Genomic DNA, 22,968 nt, shown 5'->3' with positions numbered 1-22,968 from the left:
GGGACTTGTCTCCCGACTGCTCGGGACAGCATGGATGTCTCGCCGCATAAGTCCATGTTGATGCGCCATAATGCGCAAATCTGTTCGAGCCGTCATAGCTACAGCAGTAGGGATTGATGCATTTGCCCCACAGTTCTTGAAATAAAACTGCTGATAATGGCACTTTTTTGATCGTTACGTTGATCTTGTCCGGATACCGATGCATATCTCGGCGCGACGATCGCCTTGCTCGGAACGGGGTGTCCGGTTTGACGGGTCGTCGCAAAATAGAACAAAATAGAACAACGATAAATAACGCCGAAAATTAGGAGAGGGAGCCTACTCATATGAAGCCAAAGAGCTTTTCCGGCCGCGCACTGCTGTGCGCGGCATCGATGTCCGTTATCTCGTTCGTCCATATCTCGCCTGCTTTTGCACAACAGGGCGATGCGCCACAGACCGCCGAGGAAGAGGCGACGGGGGACATCATCGTCACGGCGCAATTCCGCGAACAGCGGCTGCAGGATACGCCGCTCGCGATCACTGCGGTGAACGCAGCAATGATGGAGCAGCGCAGTCAGAGCAACCTGTCGGACGTGGTGAAGCAGGCGCCGAGCGTTCAGCTTCTGCCGGCGACGGCGGCTTTCGGCCCATCCATTTCGGCGAGCATCCGCGGCCTTGGCCAGGGCGATTTCAACCCCGCGATGGAGCCGGGTGTCGGCCTCTACATTGACGATGTCTATTATCCGCGCTTGACCGGCGCCAACTTCGACCTGCTCGACGTGGAGCGCGTGGAAGTGCTGCGTGGCCCGCAGGGCACGCTCACGGGGCGAAATGCCGAGGGTGGCGCGATCAAGTTCTTCTCGCGCAAGCCCACTGGCGATGGCGGTGGTTATGCGTCGGCGACTTACGGCAGCCGTAACCGCCTGAACCTGCGTGCAAGCGCCGATTTCGAACTCGCCAGCACCTTGTTTGCCCGGATTTCCGGCGCCTTTTCGGACCAGGACGGGTACGTCCAGAATATCGACTTCGATTGCGCTCATCCCACTGGCGGCCTCCCTGTCGCGCAGAGCGGATCGAGTTGCGTCAGGGGCACGCATGGCGATGTCGGCTATCGCGCGTTGCGCGGCATTCTCCGTTTCGTCCCGAGCAACTCCGTGGAGCTGATGATCTCTGCGGACTATGTGAAGGACGTGCGGAATCAGGGCGCGGAAGTGTTGCTCTATGCCAATAATCCGAGCCCGGCCGTCGCGACCGAGAACGGCACGCCCTTCGACAGTCGCTTCATCTGTGGCCCACGCTGCAACTATGCCGTTTATAACAGCTATGCCGGTCCCTTCCAGGGCCCCGTTGCAACGGGCTATCCCCTGCTGGCGATCGACGGTGATCCGCGTTCGCGTTACGAAAGCTGGGGCGTCGCAGGCAATCTTACGGTGGATCTGAGTGACTCCATCAACGTCACCTCGATCAGCGCCTATCGGGAATGGACCAGCCAGTTCTCCGTGGATGGCGACTTGTCGCCTGCCGCGACCGGGTTTGGCCTCAACGATCTCGATCACTGGTTCGTGAGCCAGGAGCTGCGGCTCAACGCCAAGGTCAACGACATGATCGACGTGACCGTTGGCGGCTATTATTCGGATGAGCGGACAACCTATTGGACGCTGCAGGATCTCCGCTACGCGCCGATCCCGCTGCAATTCATCGGTAACGATCCTGTCAACACCGACTCCAAGGCGGTGTTCGGCACGATCATCGTCAAGCCGCTCGACGCGCTCACGCTGACGGTCGGCGGCCGCTATACCGACGAGCACAAGGATTATACCTTCCGCCGTCTGAACCCGGACGGCGTGACGATAAATCCGTTTCTTGGCGCGCTTAACGGCGTGAAGGCCGTCTATGACGGGACGCGCACGGACTATCGCGTGTCAGTCGATTACCGCTTCTCGCCAGAGATCCTCGCCTACGCGACGGTCTCGACGGGGTTCAAGGGCGGTGGCGTCGGGCCGCGTCCGTTCAATCCTGCGCAGGCCCGAGGGTTCAATCCCGAGACGGTCACCACCTATGAGGCCGGTATCAAGACCGACCTGTTCGATCGGCGCCTTCGGCTGAACATCGTCGGCTTCTTCAACGACTTCAAGGACGCGCAGCTCACCTTGCTCTCCTGCCCGCAATTCGGCGGTCCCGGCCCCTGCGCGCTGCCGCAGAATGCCGGCAACGCCGAGCAGAAGGGCGTGGAGATCGAGTTCAGCGCGACGCCGATCGACGGCATGACGATCGACGGTTCGGCCTCATATCTCGACTGGAAGTGGAAGTGCGTGAACCCGGCGGTCGTCGGTCAGGCGGATGGCCCCTGTTCGTCCGATCCGACAGTGATCGGTCTGCTGACCGATCCGCTGGAGGGCTGGAAATGGGCGATCGGCGCCCAGTACAAGGCTGATCTGGGTGACAACGGTTCCGTCACGCCGCGTGTCGATGTGACACGCCAGCAGGCGCTGCCCGGCAACAATCTGCGCGCTGCGGCGGGGTCGCCTTCCGCCATCTTTGGGCAGATTCCGGGCTATACGCTGGCAAACGCGCGGATCACCTGGGCCAATGCCGCTGACGACCTGACGATCGGCCTCGAAGTGACCAACTTGTTCGACAAATATTATTTCCTGAACAAGTTCGATCTCACCGGCGTCGGCGCGGGTGCCCTGAGCGGACAGCCCGGTCGTCCGCGGGAATGGGCCATCACGGTCAAGAAGAAGTTCTGATCGCAAGCGTGGGAGAGGGGGGAAGGCGGTCACCGGATGGTGGCCGCCTTTCTGTTGGCAGCGCCCGGGCCGTGCGCTAGTCACGTTGACAGAGTCCGAGTGGCTCTGAGGAGAGAGAGAATATGCAGCTAACATTGCCGCCCGGCATGTCACCGCAGACGTTCGATGCCGCCGTCAAGGCCTTGCAGGGCGCGGTCGGCGCCGGCTGGGTCATGACGACGGACGAGGATCGCGATGCCTATGCCGACATCTATGCACCCGGTCCCGAAACGCTCTGGGGGGCGTCCGGCGCCGTTGCGCCGCAGACAGTCGAGGAAGTGCAGGCGATCGTCCGCATCGCCAACGAGCACAAGCTTCCGCTCTGGACGGTCGCACGCGGCAAGAACCTCGGCTACGGCACCGCCGCGCCGCGCATGCCCGGCTCGATAGTGCTCGATCTCGGCCGCATGGACAAGATCCTCGAGCTCGATCCCACGCTCGGCTATTGCGTGATCGAGCCCGGCGTCGGTTTCCTCGATCTTTACGAGCGCATCCAGCGCGACAAGCTGCCGCTGATGATGTCGGTGCCCGGCAATGGCTGGGGCTCCGTGCTCGGCAATGCGCTGGATCATGGCATCGGCTACACGCCTTATGGCGTCCACGCGAAGAATCTGTGCGGCATGGAAGTCGTGCTCGGTAATGGCGATCTGATCCGCACCGGCCTCGGCGCGATGGAGAAGAACCAGGCCTGGCATCTTTTCCCGTTCGGCTACGGCCCGACCTGGGATCATATGTTCTCCCAGTCCAATCTCGGTGTCGTCACCAAGGCCGGCATGTGGATCATGCCCGAGCCGGAGACCTCGCTGGAGCTGATCTACGACATCCCCAATGCCGATGATATCGGCTGGGTCATCGACACGCTCGCGCCGCTCAAGATCGCGGGCATTGTCGAGCAGTCGATCTTCATCCCCAGCTGGCTCGGCAAGATGGTCATCAAGGGCCAGCGCAAGGACTTCTGGGAAAAGCCCGGCGCCATCCCCGAGAGCCGCGTGCAGGAGCTGCTGAAGGAGCACAAGCTCGGATACTGGCAGGTGGCGCTGCGCCTCTATGGCAATGAGGGCATCGTGAAGGCGCAGGCGGAGGTCGTGAAGGCCGCCTTCAAGAAGCATCATGATCCCGCGCCGCAGGAGAAATGGTGGCGCCAGGGCGATCCGACCCATGTCATGGATACGACGCTCGGCGTGCCCTCGGCGGTGCCGCTCCAGATGGGCGACTGGGTGGGCGGCCGCAGCGCGCATATGGGCTTCTCGCCCGTCGTGCCCGCCACCGGCAAGCAGGTGCTCGATCAGATGCACCGCAGCCGCAAGATCATCGATGCGCATGATGTCGATTTCTATGCGAGCTTCACCATCGGCGGCCGCTTCTGCAACAATGTGAACATGCTGATGTATGATCGCGACAAGCCGGAGGACGTGGAACGCACCAAGAAGCTGTTCAACGCCCTGATCGCCGATGCGGCGGCCAATGGCCTTGCCGAATATCGCACCCATCTCGGCTGGATGGACGCTATCGCGGACACGTTCAATTTCCAGGATCATTCGATGCGCCGGATGACCGAAAAGGTGAAGGACGCGCTCGACCCGAACGGTATTCTCTCCCCCGGCAAGAACGGCATCTGGCCTACCGCCTATGCCGCCCAGCGCGGGAAGAATCTCGCATGAGCCGCGCGCAGGCATTGGGCGTCGCGTTCGCCCTCGTCGCCGCGCTGGCGGTTGCCGGTTGCAAGGTCTCGGATAGTAAGAACGAGGCGGCCGCGCAGGGCGGTCCTCCGGCCGGCGGACCACCGCCACCGCCGCCGCATCAGACGCGTGCGCAGATGGTCGAGGGCGATCGCCTCCACACCACGATGGACGGCAAGGACCTCTTCTCCAATCGCTGCGGCACCTGCCATCTCGATTGGGGCATGGGCACCAACCTCATCACCAAGCAGCAGGTGGCGATGGGCCGCCCGCCGAGCATGGGCCTGCTCACCAACCGCGACGATCTGACCGCGGACTACGTCAAGTCCGTCGCGCGCATGGGCAAGGCAGCCATGCCGCGCCAGACCCGCGTCGATGTGACCGATGCGGAGCTGGAGAAGATCGCCGCCTATCTGGGGAAGGGCAAGTGAGCGTCTCGCGGCGGCAAGTCCTCGGCGGCGTCGCGCTGATCGGTGCGGCGGGCGCGGTCGGCATCCACAGAATGGCGGGGCAGGGGCGCAAGGCCCCCGTCCTCGTCGTCTATGACAGCCGCAAGCCCGCCAGCCTCGCCTTCGCGCGCACGCAGCCGGGCAAAAGGCAGGTCGATCTCGCCTCGGCCGCGAGCTGGTCGGTGATCCGCACGGCGCAGCGCAAGGCGCCGGTCGCGGGTCTTACCAGCTGGAACGATTATGTCTCCGCGCGCCAATGGCTGGAGGAGCGCGGCCTGCGTGTCGCTTCCGAAAACCACGACCGCGCGCATGATCTCATCGCCTGGACGATGGCCTGACACAACCTGATAAGCCCCTCCCTTTCAAGGGAGGGGGAAGGGGTGGGTGACGCGCAATAGCGCGTTCTCAGACTTTCGCGCGTCGCGATGCCGCTTCGTTGCTGCCCCACCCCAACTCCTCCCCTGAAGGGGAGGGGCTAATAAGTAGGAATGGAAAGCTCCCTTCCACCCCATGCAACGCAGGGAAGTTGACGATGTCCGCAGGCAGATCCATGCCTATGGCGTGAGCAGCAGTGCGCGTGGCTTCGCCGTCGCGCCGGAGTCGAGAGGAGGGGGCGTCAGCCCAGACGGCCATGACGAGTGATGTCACGCTCTATCACTGGGAGCCCAATGCCAATTCGGGCAAGCCCATGCTGACGATGGTGGAGAAGGGCCTGTCCTTCAACAGCCACTATATCGATCTGCTCGCTTTCGATCAGCACAAGCCGGAGTATCTGGCGATCAACCCGATGGGCACGATCCCGGCCATGACGCATGGCGGTCGCTTGCTCAACGAATCCACCGCGATGATGGAATATGTCGAGGAGGCTTTCCCCGGCCCGGCAATGATGCCGGAGGACGCGGTCGATCGCTGGCGCGTGCGCTGGTGGATGAAGTTCCTCGATCAGTGGCTGTGCCCTTCCTTCAGCATGATCGGCTGGAGCCTCTTCATCGGCCCGCAAGTGCGCGAGCGCGATCCCGAGGAGCTGAAAGCCGCGATCGAGCGTATCCCGCTGCCCGAGCGCCGCATCGCCTGGCGCAAGGCGATCTACGGTCTGTTCAGCGAGGAGGAACTGGCCGAGTCCAGGCGCCGCGTCGATTTCGGCATCGGCAAGCTGGAAGAAGCGCTGGCGAAGCGCGAATATCTCGGCTCGAGCCAATATACGCTGGCCGACATCAATCTCTTCAACAGCGCCTATGGCCTGCCCTCGATGCAGCCCGACGACGTCAACGACGAGAAGACGCCCAATCTGATGCGCTGGCTCAGGGCCGTCGCCCGCCGCCCGGCGGTCCGCGAAACCTGGACCTACAGCCGCGTGCCGCGCTTTGCCGAACGCATCCTTCCGCTCATCGAGGAGGCAGCCTGATGACGATGACTCTTTATCATGGCGAGCCGGTCGGCCCGTCGCTCACGGTCCTCGCTGCGCTGTTCGAGAGCGGGCTGGAGACCGATCTGGTCCGCATCGATCTAGGTCTTGCCGAGCGTCATGGCGGCGCAATCCCGCTCGGCTTCGAGGCGAATTACAGCGTGGAGGGCGAAGGCCCGGTGCTCGTCGTCGATGGCGAGGCGCTGGTCGACAGCGTGTTCATCGGCTGCCTGTTCGACGATCTCGCGCCCGAATGCGGCCTGCGCCCGACCGACCCCTATGCCCGCTGGGAAATGATGGCCTGGTGCCGCTGGATGATCGAGCGCCTCGCGCCCGGCGCGGCCGCGCTCGCCAACCTCGCCTGGACGACGCCGCGGCTTGCCGCGCTCGACGATGCCAGCTTCGCGGCCAGGATCGCCCCCATCGAGGCGGACGACCTGCGGGCGCGCTGGGCGCAGACCCGCGCCGGCATCCTGTCGGACGATCATCGCGCCGCCAGCGAAGCGCGCGTGCATGAGGCCGCGAAGAAGATCGACGACCGTCTGGCCGATCGCCAGTGGATCATGGGCGAGTTCAGCCTTGCCGATCTCGAAAGCTATGCCTGGCTCGCGCCGATGCGCGCGCTGCTTCCCGCAGCGTTTGAGGACAAGCCGCGCCTTGCCGTCTGGCTGGCGCGCGTCGCTGGCCGCCCGAGCGTCGTGCGGGCTGCGGAATTGGCGCGCTCGGCCGATCCTGTCGGCAGCTTCGCGCCCGGCCCCGAGATCAATCGCTGGGGCTGAAATGAGGTCTGGCATCGGAGAGATCGTACCATGAATACCGCGCGCGAGGTTCCAGCCGATCTGGTGGTCGATTTCAACTTCTACCGGCCCGGTGTCGAAGGGCTGGATCCGTTCACGGCCTTCACCGCCGGGTTGCAAGGCAAGCCGCCGGTCGTGTGGAGCCCGCATAATGGCGGGCACTGGATCGTCACCACCGGCAAGGCCAGCAAGGAAGTGCTGACCGATCCGGACCGCTTCTCCTCGGAATCGGTCTTCATTCCGCGCGTGGACCGCCCGCGCACGGTGCCGCTCGAATATGACCCGCCCGAGCATACGGCCATGCGCCGCGCGATCCGGGGGACGTTCCTGCCCGCGCCGGTCAAGATCATGGCGACCGAGGCGCGCAACCTCGCGATCGAGTTGATCGAGGCGTTCCAGCCGCGTGGCGGATGCGAGTTCGTCTCGGAGTTTGGCCAGCAATTGCCGATCATCATCTGGCTCAAGATGATGAACCTGCCGATGGACGATCGCCTCGAACTGCTCGAAGCGGTCAATGCCGGCATCCGGCCGAAGGACGAAGCGCATCGGGAGTGGGGCCGCGCATATATGGGCGCCTATATCGACGCCCTCGTGGACGATCGCATGGCCAATCCCGGCGACGATCCGCTGAGCGTGAGTCTGCAGGAGGATATTGGCGGCCGCCGGATGAACCGCAGCGAGGCAGTCGGTCTCGCGACGACGCTGCTCGGCGGCGGGCTGGACACGGTCGCGACCACGCTTGCCTGGTTCGCCCTGCACCTCGCCGAGAATCCGGCTGACCGCGCACTGCTGCGCACCGAGCCGGAGCGCATCCCCAAGGCCATCCATGAGCTGATGCGGCGCTATGCCATCCCGAACATTGCGCGCATCGTGACGCGCGACATGGAGTTCGAGGGCGCGTCGCTGCGCAAGGGCGACGCCATCCTCGTCTCCGCCTGCCTGCATGCGCTGGACCCGCTCGAATTCGACAATCCCTGCACGGTCGATCTGACGCGCAAGAATGCCCATGCGCATCTCGGCTTTTCCGCGGGTGTCCATCACTGCGCCGGTGCGCCGCTCGCGCTCAGCGAGTTGCGCATCTTCCTCGAGGAATGGCTGCCGCGCATCCCCGATTTCCGGACCGATCCCGACGATCCGCCGGTCGTGATGACCGGCATCGTCAACGGGCTCGAACGCTTGCCGCTGCGCTGGGACTGAGCAGCCAGATTTACAGGAGACAAGACACGTGCGTTCCATCGACTATTTCGACAAGATGGCGCAGCTCCATCCGGAGCGGCCCATCCTGATCTCCGATGACGCGCGGTACAGCTATGCGCAGATGCATCGCCTCACGCACCGCCTTGCCGTGGCGATGCACGGGGCGGGCCTCACGCATCAGGAGCCGGTGGCGATCATGTCGCCCAATCACGGCACGATCCTCACCGCGCTGCTCGGCCTGTGGCGGGCCGGCGCGGTCTGGATCCCGGTCAACACGCGCAACGCGCTCGATGCGAATATCGCTTATCTGAACTACGTCCGCGCCGGCTGGCTGTTCTACCATTCGAGCCTCGCCGCCGATGCCCGCCGCGTGCAGGCCGAAGTGCCGAGCATCCGTAAGCTCATCTGCCTCGATGTGCCCGATGGCGAGAACCCGTCGCTCGATGCCTTCATGGCGCCGCAGGACGCGCCGGACGCGCCAGACCTCGGCGATCCTGTCGGCGATCCGGACGAACTGACCGCGATCATCGCGACCGGCGGCACCACCGGCCCGGCCAAGGGCGTGCGCATCATGAACCGTAGCTGGGGCGCGCTCATGGAGACGATCGGCAATCTAATGCCGGCCGAGAACCCCGTCTGCCTCGCCACTGCGCCGCTTACCCACGCAGCCGGCCCTGTCGCCATGGCCGCCGTCGCCATGGGCGCGACCATCTCGGTACTGCCCGGCTTCGATGCCGAGGCGGTGATGCGCACGATTCAGGACCACCGCGTCACGCACATGTTCCTCCCGCCGACTGCGCTCTACGCGATGCTCCAGCACCCCAATGTGCGCGACTACGACTATTCGAGCCTGCGCTATTTCCTGCTCGCCGGCTCTCCGGTCTCGCCGGACAAGCTGCGTCAGGCCGTCGAGATCTTCGGCGAATGCATGTGCCAGAGCTATGGCCAGACCGAGTGCCACATGATCGCCACCTGGCTTCCACCGCACGAGGTCGCGGCGGCCGCGCGCGGCGACCACCCGGAACGCCTCGCGAGCTGCGGCAAGGCGAGCTACTCTGTCCGCGTCGAGCTGATGGACGATGACGGCAACATCCTCCCCACCGGTGAAGTCGGCGAGATCGTCGCGCGCGGCGGCATTGTCGGCGGCGGCTATTTCGAGATGCCCGAGGCGACGGCCGAAGCGCGCCTGCACGGCTGGCATCACACCGGCGACGTCGGCCGGCGGGACGAGCACGGTTATTATTACATCGTCGACCGCAAGAAGGACATGGTCGTCTCCGGCGGGTTCAACGTCTATTCGGCCGAGGTCGAGGGCGCGATCATGGAGCTGGATGCCGTGGCCGAGGCGGCGATCATTGGTGTACCCCACGAGAAATGGGGCGAGCAGGTCCACGCCGTCGTCGTGCGCAGCGGCGAGATCGACGAAGCCACCATTATCGCCCACGCCAAGGCGCGCGTCGGCAGCGTCCAGGCGCCCAAGAGCGTCGAGTTCGTCGAGGCCATCCCGCGCACCGCTGCGGGCAAGATGGACAAAAAGGCCCTTCGCCAGCCATATTGGGGAAACAAGACGCGCATGGTGAACTAGCCATGCAAAAACCCCTCCCTTTCAAGGGAGGGGCAGGGGGTGGGTGTCGCGCAGCGATCAGCGCGTAGCTCCATCCCCACCCCAACCCTTCAGCAGAGTCACGTGCCTCTGCTGAACCTAAAGGAGAGGGGCTAAAGAAGGTGAAGAGGGAAGGGGATCGATGAAGGCATTTCTGACGGGGGCGGTGCTCGCTCCGCTGGCGCTGCTTGCGGGCTGCAACAGCGCGAGCACCAACCCGAGCGGCACGGTCGACGGCGCGGCGATCGCGCACGGCACGGACGGGGAATGGCTCTCCTACGGCCGCACCTATAACGAGCAGCGCTTCTCCCCGCTGACCCGGATCAATACGGACAATGCCGGCCAGCTCGGCCTCGCCTGGTATGCCGATCTCGACACCAATCGCGGGCAGGAAGCGACGCCGCTCGTCATCGACGGCAAGATCTACATCTCCACCGCCTGGTCCAAGGCCAAGGCCTATGACGCAGCGACCGGCAAGCTCATCTGGGAATATGATCCCAAGGTGCCGGGCGAGACGGCGGTCAAGGCCTGCTGCGACGTCGTCAATCGCGGCCTCGGCGCGTGGGGCGACAAGCTGTTCCTCGGCACGCTCGATGGGCGCCTCGTCGCACTGGATCGCGCCACCGGCAAGGAGCTGTGGTCCGTCGTCACGGTAGATCAGAGCCAGAACTACACGATCACCGGCGCGCCCCGCGTCATCAACAACATGGTCATCATCGGCAATGGCGGCGGCGAATATGGCGTGCGCGGCTATGTGACCGCCTATGCCGCAGACACCGGCAAGCAGCTCTGGCGCTTCTATACCGTGCCCGATGCGCCCGGAAAGAACGAGGCCGAGTATCTCAGGAAAGCCGAGGCCAGCTGGAAGGGCGAATACTGGAAGATCGGCGGCGGCGGCACCGTCTGGGACAGCATGGCCTATGACCCCGCGCTCGATCTGCTCTACATCGGCGTCGGCAACGGCTCGCCGTGGAACCAGGCGCTGCGCTCGCCCGGCGGCGGCGACAATCTCTATCTCTCCTCGGTCGTAGCGATCAAGGCGAAGACCGGAGACTATGCCTGGCACTTCCAGGAAACGCCCGGCGAGACCTGGGACTATACCGCCACGCAGCACATCATGCTCGCCGACCTCGACATCGACGGCAAGCCGCGCAAGGTGCTCATGCACGCGCCCAAGAACGGCTTCTTCTATGTGATCGACCGCACCAACGGCCAGTTCATCTCGGCGAAGAATTTCGTGCCCGTCAACTGGGCCACCGGCGTCGATCCCAGGACCGGCCGTCCGATCGAAAATCCGGAGGCGCGCTACGACAAGACCGGCAAACCCTTCACCGGCACGCCCGGCCCCGGCGGCGCGCATAGCTGGCATCCCATGGCTTATGATCCGGCGCAGAAGCTCGTCTTCATCCCGGCGCAGCTCGCCAGCTTCCCGTACATTCCGCTGGCCGCGAAGGACTACAAGGTCTCGCCCATGGGCTTCAACACCGGCGCCGACTTCGCCGCCGGCTCGATGCCGCCCGATCCCAAGGTACGCGAGGCGGCACTGGCCGGCACGACCGGCGCGCTCATCGCCTGGGATCCGGTCGCGCAGAAGGAGCGCTGGCGCGTCGCTTATAAGGGCCCGTGGAATGGCGGCCTGCTCGCGACCGCCGGGGGCCTGCTCTTCCAGGGCACGGCCTCGGGCCAGTTCATCGCTTATGCGGCGAAGGACGGCAAATCGCTCTGGTCCTTCCCCGCGCAGACCGGCGTCATCGCCTCGCCCGTCACCTATAGCGTCGGCGGCGAGCAATATGTCGCGATCCTCGCCGGCTGGGGCGGCTCCTATGCGCTCTCGCCGGGGCTGATCTCGCTCAAGTCCGGCCCGGTGCGCAACGTCAGCCGGCTGCTCGTCTTCAAGCTCGGCGGCAAGGCCGCGCTGCCGCAGGCCGTCGCTGCCGTCGAGCCGCCGCTCAATCCGCCCGCCAAGTTCGGTACACCGGCGCAGATCGCCACGGGGCAGCGCATCTTCTCGACCTATTGCGGCGTCTGCCATGGCGATGCGGCAGTCTCGGGCGGCGTCCTCCCTGATTTGCGCCATTCCGCCGTGCTGGGCGACGCCGAGACCTGGCAGCGCATCGTCCATGACGGCGCCCTCGCGCAGAACGGCATGGTCGGCTGGTCGAAGATCATGTCGCGATCGGACATCGACTCCCTCCGCGCCTATGTCGTAAACCGGGCGCACGAGGATAAGGCGCTGATCGACGCTGCTGCGAAGAAATGACCTGACACACCCCTGTTCATGATTGGAGAGAGACATGAACCAGATGACGAACGTGAAGTTGGAGCAGTTCCCCTATTCGGACGCTGCCAAGAAGGCGCTGGCCCGCAAGCCTGCCTTGTTCATCGATGGCGAGTGGGTCGAGTCCACCGGCGGCGCAACGCTCGGCGTGGTCGATCCCTCGTCCGGCAAGGAGATCAGCCGCTTCGTCGATGCGACCGATGCAGATGTCGACAAGGCCGTCGCCGCCGCCCGCCGTGCCTTCGATGACGGCCGCTGGTCCGATCTGCCGCCGATCGTGCGCGAGCAGATCATGCACAAGCTGGCCGACATTCTCGAGGCCCATGCCGACGAGCTGGCCGAACTGGAAGCCATCGACAACGGCAAGCCCAAGGGCATGGCCGGCGCGATCGACGTGCCCGGCGCGATCAGCATGATCCATTATATGGCCGGCTGGGCGACCAAGCTCGGCGGCGAGATGATCGAGCCCTCCGCCACGCCGCGCGGTCTCTTCCACAGCTATGTGCGCCGCGAGCCGATCGGCGTCGCCGCGCAGATCGTGCCGTGGAACTTCCCTCTGCTCATGGCCGTGCTCAAGATCAGCCCCGCGCTCGCCGCCGGCTGCACGGTGATCCTCAAGCCCGCCGAGCAGACCTCGCTCACCGCACTGCGCCTCGCCGATTTCATCCAGATGGCCGGCATCCCCGCAGGCGTCGTCAACATCATCACCGGCAATGGCCACACCGCGGGCGATCGTCTCGTGCGTCACCCGGATGTCGACAAGGTGGCCTTCACCGGCTCGACCGAGATCGGCAAGGTGATCAACCGCACCGCAACCGACAGCCTCAAGCGCGTCACCCTGGAGCTGGGCGGCAAGTCGCCGGTCATCGTCCTGCCGGATGTCGATCCCAAGGTCGCCGGCCCCGGCACCGCGCAGGCGATCTTCTTCAACTCGGGCCAGGTCTGCGTCGCCGGCTCGCGCCTCTATGCGCACAAGAGCGTGTTCGACAGCGTGCTGGAGAATTTCGTCGAGGCGTCCAGTTTCTGGCAGCCGCGCGCCAGCCTCGATCCCGCCGGCCATATGGGCCCGCTGGTCAGCGACGAGCAACTCGCCCGCGTCATGGGCTATATCGAGGACGGCAAGAAGGCCGGTGCCTCGGTCGCGATCGGCGGTGACACACCGGAGAGCGAAGGCGGCTATTATGTGAACCCGACCGTCCTCGTCGACGTGAAGCCGGACATGCGCGTCGTGCGCGAGGAGATCTTCGGGCCCGTCGTCGTCGCCCAGCGCTTCGACGATCTGGACGAGGTCGCCCGCCAGGCCAACGACACCAGCTTCGGCCTCGCCGCCGGCATCTGGACCAAGGACCTCTCGGCCATGCACAAGTTGGCCGCGAAGCTGAAGGCCGGCACCATCTGGGGCAATTGTCACGCGATGATCGACCCGGCACTCCCCTTCGGCGGCTTCAAGGAAAGCGGCCTGGGAAGAGAGCAGGGCAGGCAGGGCGTCGAAGCCTATACCGAGCTCAAGTCGGTGATCATCCAGCTCTGATGAAGAAACCTAGCCCCTCCCCTTCAGGGGAGGGGTTGGGGTGGGGAGCAACATGGCGCAAAGTCCCAAGCTACTTGGCCGGGCCAAGCAAATGCGCCATGAAACAACCCCATTCGAAGTCATCCTATGGCGTCACCTCAGCGGCTCAAAGCTCGCAGGCTTCAAGTTCCGCCGACAGCACGTCATCGACAACCGCATCGTGGACTTCTTTTGCCCCGCCAAGAACCTGATCATTGAGGTGGACGGCGACACCCACGATCCGGAGAAGGACGCACAGCGCGACGAAGCCTTGAACGCGCAAAATTATCGAACCCTGCGGTTCACCAACCTTCAGGTGGCTAACGAGCTGGAGGCGGTCTTGCAGACAATTCTCAACAGCTGCACAGACGCACCGGAGCGCTGGCCCCACCCCAACCCCTCCCCTGAAGGGGAGGGGCTAGAAACGGAATAACGAATGCCCATCGACCCCACCAAAGTGAAAGCCATCGACGTCCACGTCCACGCCGAGGTCTCGTGCCACGATCCGGAAGACCCGGTCATGGCCCGGTTCTTCGACGCCGCGTCCGCCTATTTCAAATCCCCCCGCGAGCGCCCGAAGATCCCCGAGATCATCGACTTCTACCGCCAGCGCGAGATCGCCTTCTGCCTGTTCACCGTGGACTGCGAGAGCGCGGTCGGCGCCAAGCGCGTCTCGAACTACGAGATTGCCGAGCTGGCCGCCGAGCATAGCGACATCGTCATCCCCTTCGCCTCGATCGATCCGCACAAGGGCAAGATGGGCGCCCGCGAGGCGCGCGATCTCATCGAGAATTACGGGGTGAAGGGCTTCAAATTCCACCACCTCATCCAGGGCATCCATCCGTCCGACCGGACCGGCTATCCGATCTACGAGGTGATCGCCGAGTACAGGCTCCCGGCCATCTTCCACACCGGCCATTCGGGCATGGGTACCGGCATGCGCGGGGGCGGGGGCATTCGCCTCAAATATGGTCAGCCCATGCTGGTCGACGATGCCGCGTCCGACTTTCCGGACATGAAGTTCATCCTCGCGCACCCCAGCTGGCCATGGACCGACGAGAGCCTCTCGATGGCGCTGCACAAGGACAATGTCTTCATCGACCTGTCCGGCTGGAGCCCCAAATATTTCCCCAAGCAGATCATCCAGTACGCCAATACGCAGCTGAAGCATAAGATGATGTTCGGCAGCGACTTCCCGCTGATCACCCCGGAGAAGTGGGTCGCGGCGGCGCAGGAAGTCGGCTTCAAGGAGGACGTGCTCCCGCTGATCCTCAAGGACAATGCCGTGCGCGTGTTGGGGCTTGGGTGAGCGCTGCGCCGTTCGCTTTGAACGTGTCGAAGACACTATTTTTCACGCGGAGACGCGGAGACGCGGAGAATGCCGAAAGAAAGGCCCAACCTCCTCCGCGCCTCCGCGTCTCCGCGTGAACAAAAATAACCATTGGCCTTCGGCCACCTACCGCTCGACAAAATCAGGACGAACGGCAATTCGCAGACAAAGCTGTCCTACAACCTCACACCCATGCTAAGAATATTATATCTAAAGTACTGAATTAAATGAATTTAATGTCAAACCATGGCGCATATGCACGAACAAAGAGAAGTTACGGAAGAAGACCCAATAAATCCAAAGGCTTGAGCGATGACCGATCCCGAGGACCTTCGCAATTTCGTGCGCATTGACGACCGGATCACCACGTCCGGCCGTCTCCAGCCGGCCGATCCGGCGCGTCTCGCGGCAATCGGCGTGCGGCATGTCATCAATCTGGCGCTGGACGAGCATCCCGAGGCGCTGCCCGAAGCCGCGACTCGCATGGCCGAGGCGGGCCTGCGCTACACGCATATCCCGATCCCCTTCGATGCGCCGACCGACGCCCATTATGACGCCTTCGTCAGCGCGCTCGAGGACAGCGACGCCCCGGTCCACGTCCATTGTATCGCGAACTTCCGCGTCTCCGCCATGTTCTATCGCTACCATTGCGAGCGGCGCGGCATGAAGCAGGCCGACGCCCGCGCCATGATGGAGCGCGTCTGGACGCCCGAGACGATCAATATCCCCCATGCCCCCGCGTGGGCCGCATTCGTCGCGCGCGACACGACAGGAGAGACTGAATGACCGATTTCGCCGGCCGCCACATCATCGTCACCGGGGCCTCCAGCGGCATCGGCCTCGCCACCGCGCAGATGCTGGTGGCGCGCGGCGCGAAGGTCTCGATGCTGGCCCGCCGGATCGAGACGCTGACCGCGGAAGCCGGCAAGCTCGGCCCCAATGCCGCTGCCTTCGCCGCCGACGTCGGCGATCGCGCCCAGCTCGAGACCGCACTGCATGCCGCCGCCGGCCATTTCGGCCCAGCCTATGGCCTCTTCGCCAATGCGGGCCTCGCCGGCAATTTCGCGCCGGCCGTCAGCTATGATGGCGCGCTGTTCGAGCAGGTGTTGACGGTCAATCTCACCAGCGTCTTCTGGGCGATGCAGGCCGTGTTGCCCGCGATGATCGAGGCGGGGGAGGGGAGCATTCTCGTCACCGGCTCGATGGCCAGCAAGCGCGGCATGGCGATGAACCCGGCCTATGTCGCCTCCAAGCATGGCGTGCTCGGTCTCTCGCGCGCCATCGCGGTCGAGATGGCGCCGCATGGTGTGCGCAGCAACTGCATCATCCCCGGCTTCATCGAGACGCCCGCTTTCGATCTCATCCCGCCCGATCAGGCCGCGCGCATCAACCAGCGCGTCCCCCAGCGCCGCATGGGCAGCGCGGACGAACTGGCCGAAGTCGCGAGCTTCCTCCTGTCCCCCGCCGCCAGCCATGTGACCGCGCAGAACTGGGCGGTGGATGGCGGCGTGCTGGATACGCTGGAGGTTTGATGGCGTTGACGATGCTTCCCGAGACAATCCGAAACCGGTTGGCGACGACATGGCCATTCGGCTGCCTGTTCACGGTCCTTCTTGGGCTGGGTATGGCTTTCACGATTTTTGTCGGCTCGGTGATGGGTGACTGTGAGCCGGGGCCTGGATGCCATGACCGTGACGGCCTCTTGATTTTCAAGGGTTGGTTTCTCGCGCTTCCCATTGTCATCAGCTTCGGTGCCGTGTGTTGGCTTGTCTTTGCGTCTATTCGTACATTTTTGGCCGATTTTCTGGGTGTATGGGCAACGAATATCCTGTTCAGCATGACTGCGGTGGCGCTCGCATGGTTTGGCTTGGATGCGGCGTTCGGGATATTTTTTTGGTTCAGCGCGCCTGCTTAGTCGCGCCAAAAAGGAGAGAGAAATGACCCTCAAATACTACCACGCCGAGCCGCTGGCGAACTCGCTCAAGTCCATGATCCCGCTCAAGGAGAAGGGCCTCCCTTACGAGTCCATCTATGTCGACCTGCACAAGTTCGAGCAGCACAGCGACTGGTTCGTGGCGATCAATCCCGAGGGTCAGGTGCCGGTGCTCGATCACAACGGCACGATCATCACGCACACCACCGTCATCAACGAATATCTGGAGGACGTCTTCCCCGAGATCCCGCTGATGCCGCGCGATCCGGTTGGCAAGGCGCGCGTGCGCTACTGGAACAAGTTCATCGACGAGCATGTGATGAACCATGTCTCCATGCATGGCTGGCATCGCCTCGTGCGGGTCATCGCACGCAACATCGAGAGCGGCGATTTCGAGAAGCTGCTGGAGCATATCCCGCTGCCCGACCAGCGCAAGAAATGGGCGACCGCGCGCTCCGGCTTCTCGGAGGCGGACCTCGCCAACGCCACGGACAAGATCGTCTATGCGCTGAAGAAGATCGAGGCGCAGCTCGGCGAGACCGCGCATCTGGCCGGCGACATGTACACGACGGCGGACATCAACTTCTTCAGCCATTGCGGCGCCATGGTCGCGCGCATGTTCCCGGACATGGAAGTCGAGAAGAATTATCCGCGCCTCGTCGACTGGATCGAGCGGGTGAAGGCGCGCCCGGCCGTCGCGGAGGCGCTTAAGAGCGAGGACCGCACCGCGCCGGGCCTGCGCACCTGGTCGGGAGATCGGTGACAATCGCAACCAATTCCACCTGATGGAAAGGCGCTTCCGTTCCGGGCAACCGGACGGGAGCGCACGAACATCGGGAATCGCGCGCAAAACCGCGAAAAAATGCACCTTTTCATCGCACTGGCCTTGCGTCTCGCGCACCCCCTTTGCTATTTCGCGCAGTGAAAGAAAAATAGATTGAGCGAAGGAGAGAGAGCTTGATCGAACGCAAGGTCAAGACTGTGCGCGCGCTGGAGCGCGGGCTTCAGGTGCTGTCCGAGATCGATCGGCGCAAGGGCGCCAATCTGCACGAGCTTCATCTGGCGCTGGGCCTACCTAAGGCAACCTTGCTGCGCATGGTCGTCACGCTCGGCAAACATGGCCATATCTGGCAGCGATTGGCCGACGGGGCTTTCCTGCCCAGTGCCCGCAGTGGTCGCATCTCGGGCGAGCTGACCAGTCAGGGCATTGCCGAGGCGGCCTCGCCGCATATGGCGCGCCTGTCCGAACAGGTCGCCTGGCCGTCCGCCATCGCCGTGCCCAAGGCCGATTGCCTGGAGATCGTCGAGACCAATGCGCCTTTGCTCCGGCTCGATGCGATCCCGCTCGGCCCGGTCGGCAGCCGCCTCTCGTTCCTGCACACCGCGACCGGCCGCGCCTATCTCGCTGCCTGTCAGGCGGATGAGCGCGCGGCAATCGTCAAGCGCTTGCGCCCGCAGCAGGATGACGGCTCGGGCGAGCGTCTGCTTGACGAGCTGCTGGCAGCGATCCGCGAGCGTGGCTATGCGTTGCGCGAGCCGTTCCACCCCTGGGCCGATCGCGACTGGCAGGCCGTGCGTCAGGATGGCCGGCGTTCGATGGCCGTGCCGGTCATGCTCGGCGCGTTTCCGGTCGCCTCGATCAACATCACCTGGCTTCAGCGCCGCAGCGAGACCGCGACGGTCGTGCAGCGTCATCTCGGTGCGCTCAAGCGCGCGGCGCAGGCTATTTCGGCGGATCTGGCGGCCAACCGCGACGCCTGACCGCCCGTTTCGCCGCTTGAAACATTGGGCCTTGCTGCTGGCGCTTCGCCGCGCCAAGGGCATGGCAGGTCAGGAAACAGGAGGGTCTGAATATGCACGCATGGCAGCTGTCGGCGGGAGCTACGTCGCTCGACGATCTCAATCTCGTCACGCTCGACGATCCAACGCCAGGCCCGGGGCAGGTCGCGATCCGCGTCCGTGCCTGCTCGCTCAATTATCGGGATCAGGCCATCGTGCTCGGCCGCTATCTGGGCGGGCCGATTCCGGCGCCGATCGTGCCATTGTCCGATGGGGCGGGAGAGGTGATTGCCGTTGGCGCGGGTGTCTCCCGCTTCAAGGTCGGCCATCGCGTCGCGGGGACCTTCTTCCAGAACTGGCTCGACGGCCCGCCCAATCCGCACATGGGCGTCGCGCTCGGCGCGGCCGGTGCGCCCGGTATGCTGGCCGAGACCGTCGTGCTGCCCGAGAACGGCATCGTCCACATCGCCAAATCGCTGAGCTATGCCGAGGCGGCGTGTCTGCCTTGCGCGGGCGTCACGGCCTGGAACGCTCTGTTCGAAGGGCCTCGGCCAATCAAGCCCGGCGACCGTGTGCTGGTGCTCGGCACCGGCGGTGTCTCGCTGCTTGCGCTTCAGCTTGCCAAGGCGGCCGGCTGTCAGGTCATCGCGACCTCTTCCGACAATGCCAAGCTCGACCGGATCAAGGGCCTCGGCGCCGACGAGGGCGTAAACTACAGGGACGTCGAGAACTGGGGCCAGCATATCGCCGCGACATTCGGCGGTGTTGACAAGGTGGTCGAGGTTGGCGGCGCTGGCACCGTCCAGCAGAGCCTCGCCGCGCTACGCCACAATGCCGAAATCGCGCTCATCGGCGTCCTCAATCCGGTCGGTGGTCCCAATCCCTCGGCCCTCATGATGACCGGCAGCATCATCCGGGGCATCTTCGTTGGGTCGCGCCGCATGGCCGAGAAGCTGCATGATGCGATCGACGCCAACGGCATCAAGCCCGTCGTCGGGGCAACTTTCGGTTTCGAGGACGTCAAGCAGGCCTATGCCTACGCGACCTCGCCGTCCTTGTTCAGCAAGGTGGTGATCGAAGTCGGCTGATCTGGAGAGCGCCGCCATGGCGAGTTTCCTCATGATCCACGGCGCGTGGCACGGCGGCTGGTGCTTCGATCGGCTGCGCGCGCCGCTGGAAGCACCGGGTCATGTCATGGCCGCGCCGACCTTGCCGGGCATGGGCGGAGACGCGAAAGCGCTCGCCGCCGTCTCGCTGGAGGGTTGGGCGCAATTCGTGGTGGCGGAAGCGCGCAAGCTGCCGGCGCCCGTCATCCTCTGCGGCCATAGCCGCGGCGGTCTCGTTATCAGTCAGGCGGCGGAGCTGGCACCGGAGCTGTTCTGCGCGCTCGTCTATATCTCGACCGCCACGGTGCTGGACGGCCAGAGCCTCTACGATGCGATTGGCGCTGCGATGGAAGAAGATCGCTTCGGCGAGGCGCTGAGTCCCGTCGCCGACGGGCTCGGCATCGCCTTCGCGCCGGACGCGGCTATCCCCGTCTTCTACAATCTCTGCACCCCGCAGGATCAGGCCGACAGTGCCACGCGACTGATCGCCGAGCCCGTCCGCCCGCTCGGTACAAAGCTGCGCCTCAGCGAAAAGCGCTACCACAGTGTGCCGCGCCATTATGTCGAATGCACCGAGGATCGCTGCTTCCCCATTGAGGTCCAGCGCTCGATGCGCGCGGCCTTGCCCTTTGCCAGTATCGTCACGCTGGAGAGCGATCACAGTCCCTTTGTCTGCGTGCCGGACCAGCTGGCAGCAGCCCTGAACAATCTTGCCGAGGAGAGAGTGGCATGCCCAAGAAGCTGAGCTATGGCGCGGAGGTCGGGACGATCTGCCAGATGGCCTATGTGGTCGAGGACATTCATCAGGCCATTGCCTGGTGGATCGAGAAGATGGGCGTCGGCCCCTGGTTCCTGCTCGACAGTTTCGGTTCCCCCGAGCATGTCTATCGCGGCAAGCCGAACACCGCCAATGTGACCATCGCGATGAGCTTTGCGGGATCGATGAACATCGAGCTGCTGCAGCCGCTCGACAACGAGCCCTCCGTCTATCGCGAGACCATCGACAAGGTCGGTTATGGCTTCCACCATTTCGGTGTCGCGCAGGAAGATATCGAGGATGAGGTCGCGCGCCGCATTGCCCGTGGCGAAGTGCTGGCGCATCGCGCGCAGGTGCCGACTGGCGGCAAAGTGGCCTATTTTGAGGGCGGGGAGGGCGCGCCCGGCTTCGTCGAGCTCATCCCCGTGACCTCCGGCATGGAGGCCGGTTTCCATCGCTTCTGGGAAGCGACGCAGGACTGGGACGGCAAGGATCCCGTCCGCTCCTTCCTCTGACGATCGCCTTGCGCCGCAGGTAAGAGGTCCTCGCCGGCGCGACCGGGTGGGCGCGGTAACGCTGGTCAACGAACGTCAACCATGATGCGACGGAATACCCCGGTATTCCGTCGATTCATTGTGCAGTTGCAGCAAAATCGGTCGCCAAATTTTCGTTTGTGTAACATACAAAAATACGTATGTTCCGCGCCGTCCATTGATTCGATATGTCAGTCGAAGGCTGACCTGTACCTGGCGATTACCAAGGAGAGGAATTCGCAATGCCGACACCTACCAACCTCGAACAAGTGCTTGCAGCCGCCGGCAATCCGGTCGACCTGCTCCGCAACAGCCAGATCGGTGCCTATGTGTACCCGGTCGTCGCTCCGGAATTCTCGAACTGGCGCACCGAGCAGTGGGCCTGGCGCCACAGCGCCGTTCTCTTCGACCAGACGCACCACATGGTCGATCTGTACATCCGCGGCAAGGACGCTCTGAAGCTCCTCTCCGACACGATGATCAACTCGCCCAAGGGCTGGGAGCCCAACAAGGCGAAGCAGTACGTCCCCGTGACGCCTTATGGCCATGTCATCGGCGACGGCATCATCTTCTATCTCGCTCCCGAAGAGTTCGTGTATGTCGGCCGCGCCCCGGCCGCCAACTGGCTGATGTATCATGGCGCCACCGGCGGTTATGACGTCGACATCGTCCATGACGACCGCTCGCCGAGCCGCCCGATGGGCAAGCCGGTGCACCGCATTTCCTGGCGCTTCCAGATCCAGGGTCCGAATGCCTGGAACGTGATCGAGAAGCTGCATGGCGGCAAGCTCGAGCAGCTCAAGTTCTTCAACATGTCGACGATGAACATCGCCGGCGAGACCATCCGCACGCTGCGTCACGGCATGGCCGGCGCGCCGGGTCTGGAAATCTGGGGCCCCTATGAGACCCAGGAGAAGGTCCGCAACGCGATCCTCGAAGCCGGTGCCGAATTCGGCCTGATCCCGGTCGGCTCGCGCGCCTATCCGTCGAACACGCTGGAGTCGGGCTGGATCCCGTCGCCGCTGCCCGCCATCTACACCGGCGAGAAGCTCAAGGCCTATCGTGAGTGGCTCCCGGCCAACAGCTATGAATCGGCTGGCGCCATCGGTGGTTCGTTCGAGTCGAGCAACATCGAGGATTATTACGTCAATCCTTACGAGATCGGCTATGGTCCGTTCGTGAAGTTCGACCACGACTTCCACGGTGCCGACGCGCTCAAGGCGCTCGACCTGTCGACCCAGCGCAAGAAGGTCACGCTGGCCTGGAACGGCGACGACATGGCGAAGATCTATGCGTCGCTGTTCGACGCGGATGCCGACTCGCACTACAAGTTCTTCGACCTGCCGCTCGCCAACTATGCGAGCACGAACGCCGACGCCGTCCTCGATGCGGCTGGCAACAATGTCGGCATGTCGATGTTCACCGGCTACTCGTACAATGAGAAGCGCGCGCTTTCGCTCGCGACGATCGATCACGAGATCCCGGTCGGCACCGAACTGACGGTCCTGTGGGGCGAGCCCAATGGCGGTACGCGCAAGACCACTGTCGAGCCGCACAAGCAGCTCGCGGTTCGCGTCGTTGTCAGCCCGGTTCCCTATTCGGTGACCGCGCGCGAGACCTATCAGGGCGGCTGGCGCAAGACCGTCAACGCCTGATCTGATTGACTGGCTTCGGGCGGCCGTCTCCACGCGAGATGGTCGCCCGCAGCGACCCGGCCGGACCTGGTCGGATATTCTTCCGTTTGAGTATCTCCGTCCGCCCTGAGCGAAGCTAGTCAGGGCGAACGGAGATACTGAGGCGTC

General features: G+C 64.1%; 21 protein-coding genes. All 21 read left to right on the top strand.

The genetic code is table 11. The features are described 5' to 3' along the window. Positions 1–326 precede the first annotated feature (326 nt). Positions 327–2,732 (top strand): TonB-dependent receptor, encoded by a 2,406-nt coding sequence (locus KM135_RS04490; protein WP_221712773.1) that lies wholly within the window; start codon positions 327–329, stop codon positions 2,730–2,732. Between the two features lie 122 nt (positions 2,733–2,854). After that, positions 2,855–4,432: an FAD-binding oxidoreductase gene (locus tag KM135_RS04485; protein ID WP_221712772.1), complete on the top strand. Its 1,578-nt coding sequence runs from the start codon at positions 2,855–2,857 to the stop codon at positions 4,430–4,432. Continuing rightward, positions 4,429–4,881 carry a c-type cytochrome gene (locus tag KM135_RS04480; RefSeq protein WP_221712771.1) on the top strand — a complete coding sequence of 151 codons (453 nt, stop codon included), beginning with the start codon at positions 4,429–4,431 and terminating at the stop codon, positions 4,879–4,881. Before KM135_RS04485 ends, KM135_RS04480 begins: the two co-directional genes overlap by 4 nt. After that, a complete protein-coding gene (locus KM135_RS04475) occupies positions 4,878–5,237 on the top strand; it encodes a twin-arginine translocation signal domain-containing protein (RefSeq protein ID WP_221712770.1) in 360 nt (119 codons plus the stop codon). The genes KM135_RS04480 and KM135_RS04475 overlap by 4 nt, the downstream gene beginning before the upstream one ends. Before the next feature lie 293 nt (positions 5,238–5,530). Further along, the gene (locus tag KM135_RS04470; protein WP_221712769.1) at positions 5,531–6,304 is read left to right on the top strand and encodes a glutathione S-transferase family protein; all 774 of its coding nucleotides are present in this window, start codon (positions 5,531–5,533) and stop codon (positions 6,302–6,304) included. After that, positions 6,304–7,083, top strand: a complete 780-nt coding sequence (locus KM135_RS04465) for a glutathione S-transferase family protein (RefSeq protein WP_221712768.1) — start codon at positions 6,304–6,306, stop codon at positions 7,081–7,083. Before KM135_RS04470 ends, KM135_RS04465 begins: the two co-directional genes overlap by 1 nt. A gap of 30 nt (positions 7,084–7,113) precedes the next feature. Next, positions 7,114–8,298 carry a cytochrome P450 gene (locus KM135_RS04460; protein WP_221712767.1) on the top strand — a complete coding sequence of 395 codons (1,185 nt, stop codon included), beginning with the start codon at positions 7,114–7,116 and terminating at the stop codon, positions 8,296–8,298. A 28-nt stretch (positions 8,299–8,326) separates the two neighbouring features. Next, positions 8,327–9,883, top strand: a complete 1,557-nt coding sequence (locus KM135_RS04455; protein ID WP_221712766.1) for a class I adenylate-forming enzyme family protein — start codon at positions 8,327–8,329, stop codon at positions 9,881–9,883. Positions 9,884–10,043: 160 nt separating this feature from the next. Next, positions 10,044–12,161 carry a PQQ-dependent dehydrogenase, methanol/ethanol family gene (locus KM135_RS04450; protein WP_221712765.1) on the top strand — a complete coding sequence of 706 codons (2,118 nt, stop codon included), beginning with the start codon at positions 10,044–10,046 and terminating at the stop codon, positions 12,159–12,161. A gap of 34 nt (positions 12,162–12,195) precedes the next feature. Further along, positions 12,196–13,710, top strand: coding sequence for an aldehyde dehydrogenase family protein (locus KM135_RS04445; protein ID WP_246605739.1), 1,515 nt, complete (start codon positions 12,196–12,198; stop codon positions 13,708–13,710). A 52-nt stretch (positions 13,711–13,762) separates the two neighbouring features. After that, positions 13,763–14,161, top strand: a complete 399-nt coding sequence (locus KM135_RS04440) for an endonuclease domain-containing protein (protein ID WP_246605738.1) — start codon at positions 13,763–13,765, stop codon at positions 14,159–14,161. Between the two features lie 3 nt (positions 14,162–14,164). Then, positions 14,165–15,037, top strand: coding sequence for an amidohydrolase family protein (locus KM135_RS04435; RefSeq protein ID WP_221712764.1), 873 nt, complete (start codon positions 14,165–14,167; stop codon positions 15,035–15,037). Between the two features lie 333 nt (positions 15,038–15,370). Beyond that, positions 15,371–15,844 carry a protein tyrosine phosphatase family protein gene (locus KM135_RS04430; protein ID WP_221712763.1) on the top strand — a complete coding sequence of 158 codons (474 nt, stop codon included), beginning with the start codon at positions 15,371–15,373 and terminating at the stop codon, positions 15,842–15,844. After that, positions 15,841–16,590, top strand: a complete 750-nt coding sequence (locus KM135_RS04425; RefSeq protein ID WP_221712762.1) for an SDR family NAD(P)-dependent oxidoreductase — start codon at positions 15,841–15,843, stop codon at positions 16,588–16,590. The genes KM135_RS04430 and KM135_RS04425 overlap by 4 nt, the downstream gene beginning before the upstream one ends. Continuing rightward, the gene (locus KM135_RS04420; RefSeq protein WP_221712761.1) at positions 16,590–16,973 is read left to right on the top strand and encodes a hypothetical protein; all 384 of its coding nucleotides are present in this window, start codon (positions 16,590–16,592) and stop codon (positions 16,971–16,973) included. The genes KM135_RS04425 and KM135_RS04420 overlap by 1 nt, the downstream gene beginning before the upstream one ends. A 22-nt stretch (positions 16,974–16,995) precedes the next feature. Next, positions 16,996–17,754 (top strand): glutathione S-transferase family protein, encoded by a 759-nt coding sequence (locus KM135_RS04415; protein ID WP_221712760.1) that lies wholly within the window; start codon positions 16,996–16,998, stop codon positions 17,752–17,754. Positions 17,755–17,948: 194 nt separating this feature from the next. Then, the gene (locus tag KM135_RS04410; protein ID WP_221712759.1) at positions 17,949–18,752 is read left to right on the top strand and encodes an IclR family transcriptional regulator domain-containing protein; all 804 of its coding nucleotides are present in this window, start codon (positions 17,949–17,951) and stop codon (positions 18,750–18,752) included. Positions 18,753–18,844: 92 nt separating this feature from the next. Next, entirely contained in the window at positions 18,845–19,858 is a 1,014-nt protein-coding gene (locus KM135_RS04405) for a zinc-dependent alcohol dehydrogenase family protein (RefSeq protein WP_221712758.1), read from the top strand. 16 nt (positions 19,859–19,874) lie between these two features. Further along, entirely contained in the window at positions 19,875–20,621 is a 747-nt protein-coding gene (locus tag KM135_RS04400) for an alpha/beta fold hydrolase (RefSeq protein ID WP_221712757.1), read from the top strand. Beyond that, on the top strand, positions 20,606–21,148 hold the full coding sequence (locus KM135_RS04395; RefSeq protein ID WP_221712756.1) for a VOC family protein: 543 nt from the start codon (positions 20,606–20,608) through the stop codon (positions 21,146–21,148). Before KM135_RS04400 ends, KM135_RS04395 begins: the two co-directional genes overlap by 16 nt. A 260-nt stretch (positions 21,149–21,408) precedes the next feature. Further along, positions 21,409–22,821: a vanillate/3-O-methylgallate O-demethylase gene (gene ligM / locus KM135_RS04390; protein WP_221712755.1), complete on the top strand. Its 1,413-nt coding sequence runs from the start codon at positions 21,409–21,411 to the stop codon at positions 22,819–22,821. Positions 22,822–22,968 lie beyond the last annotated feature (147 nt).

This window comes from Sphingobium xanthum, assembly GCF_019737615.1.
Classification (GTDB): Bacteria; Pseudomonadota; Alphaproteobacteria; order Sphingomonadales; family Sphingomonadaceae; genus Sphingobium; species Sphingobium xanthum.
This window is presented reverse-complemented; position numbering and strand designations above follow the sequence as displayed.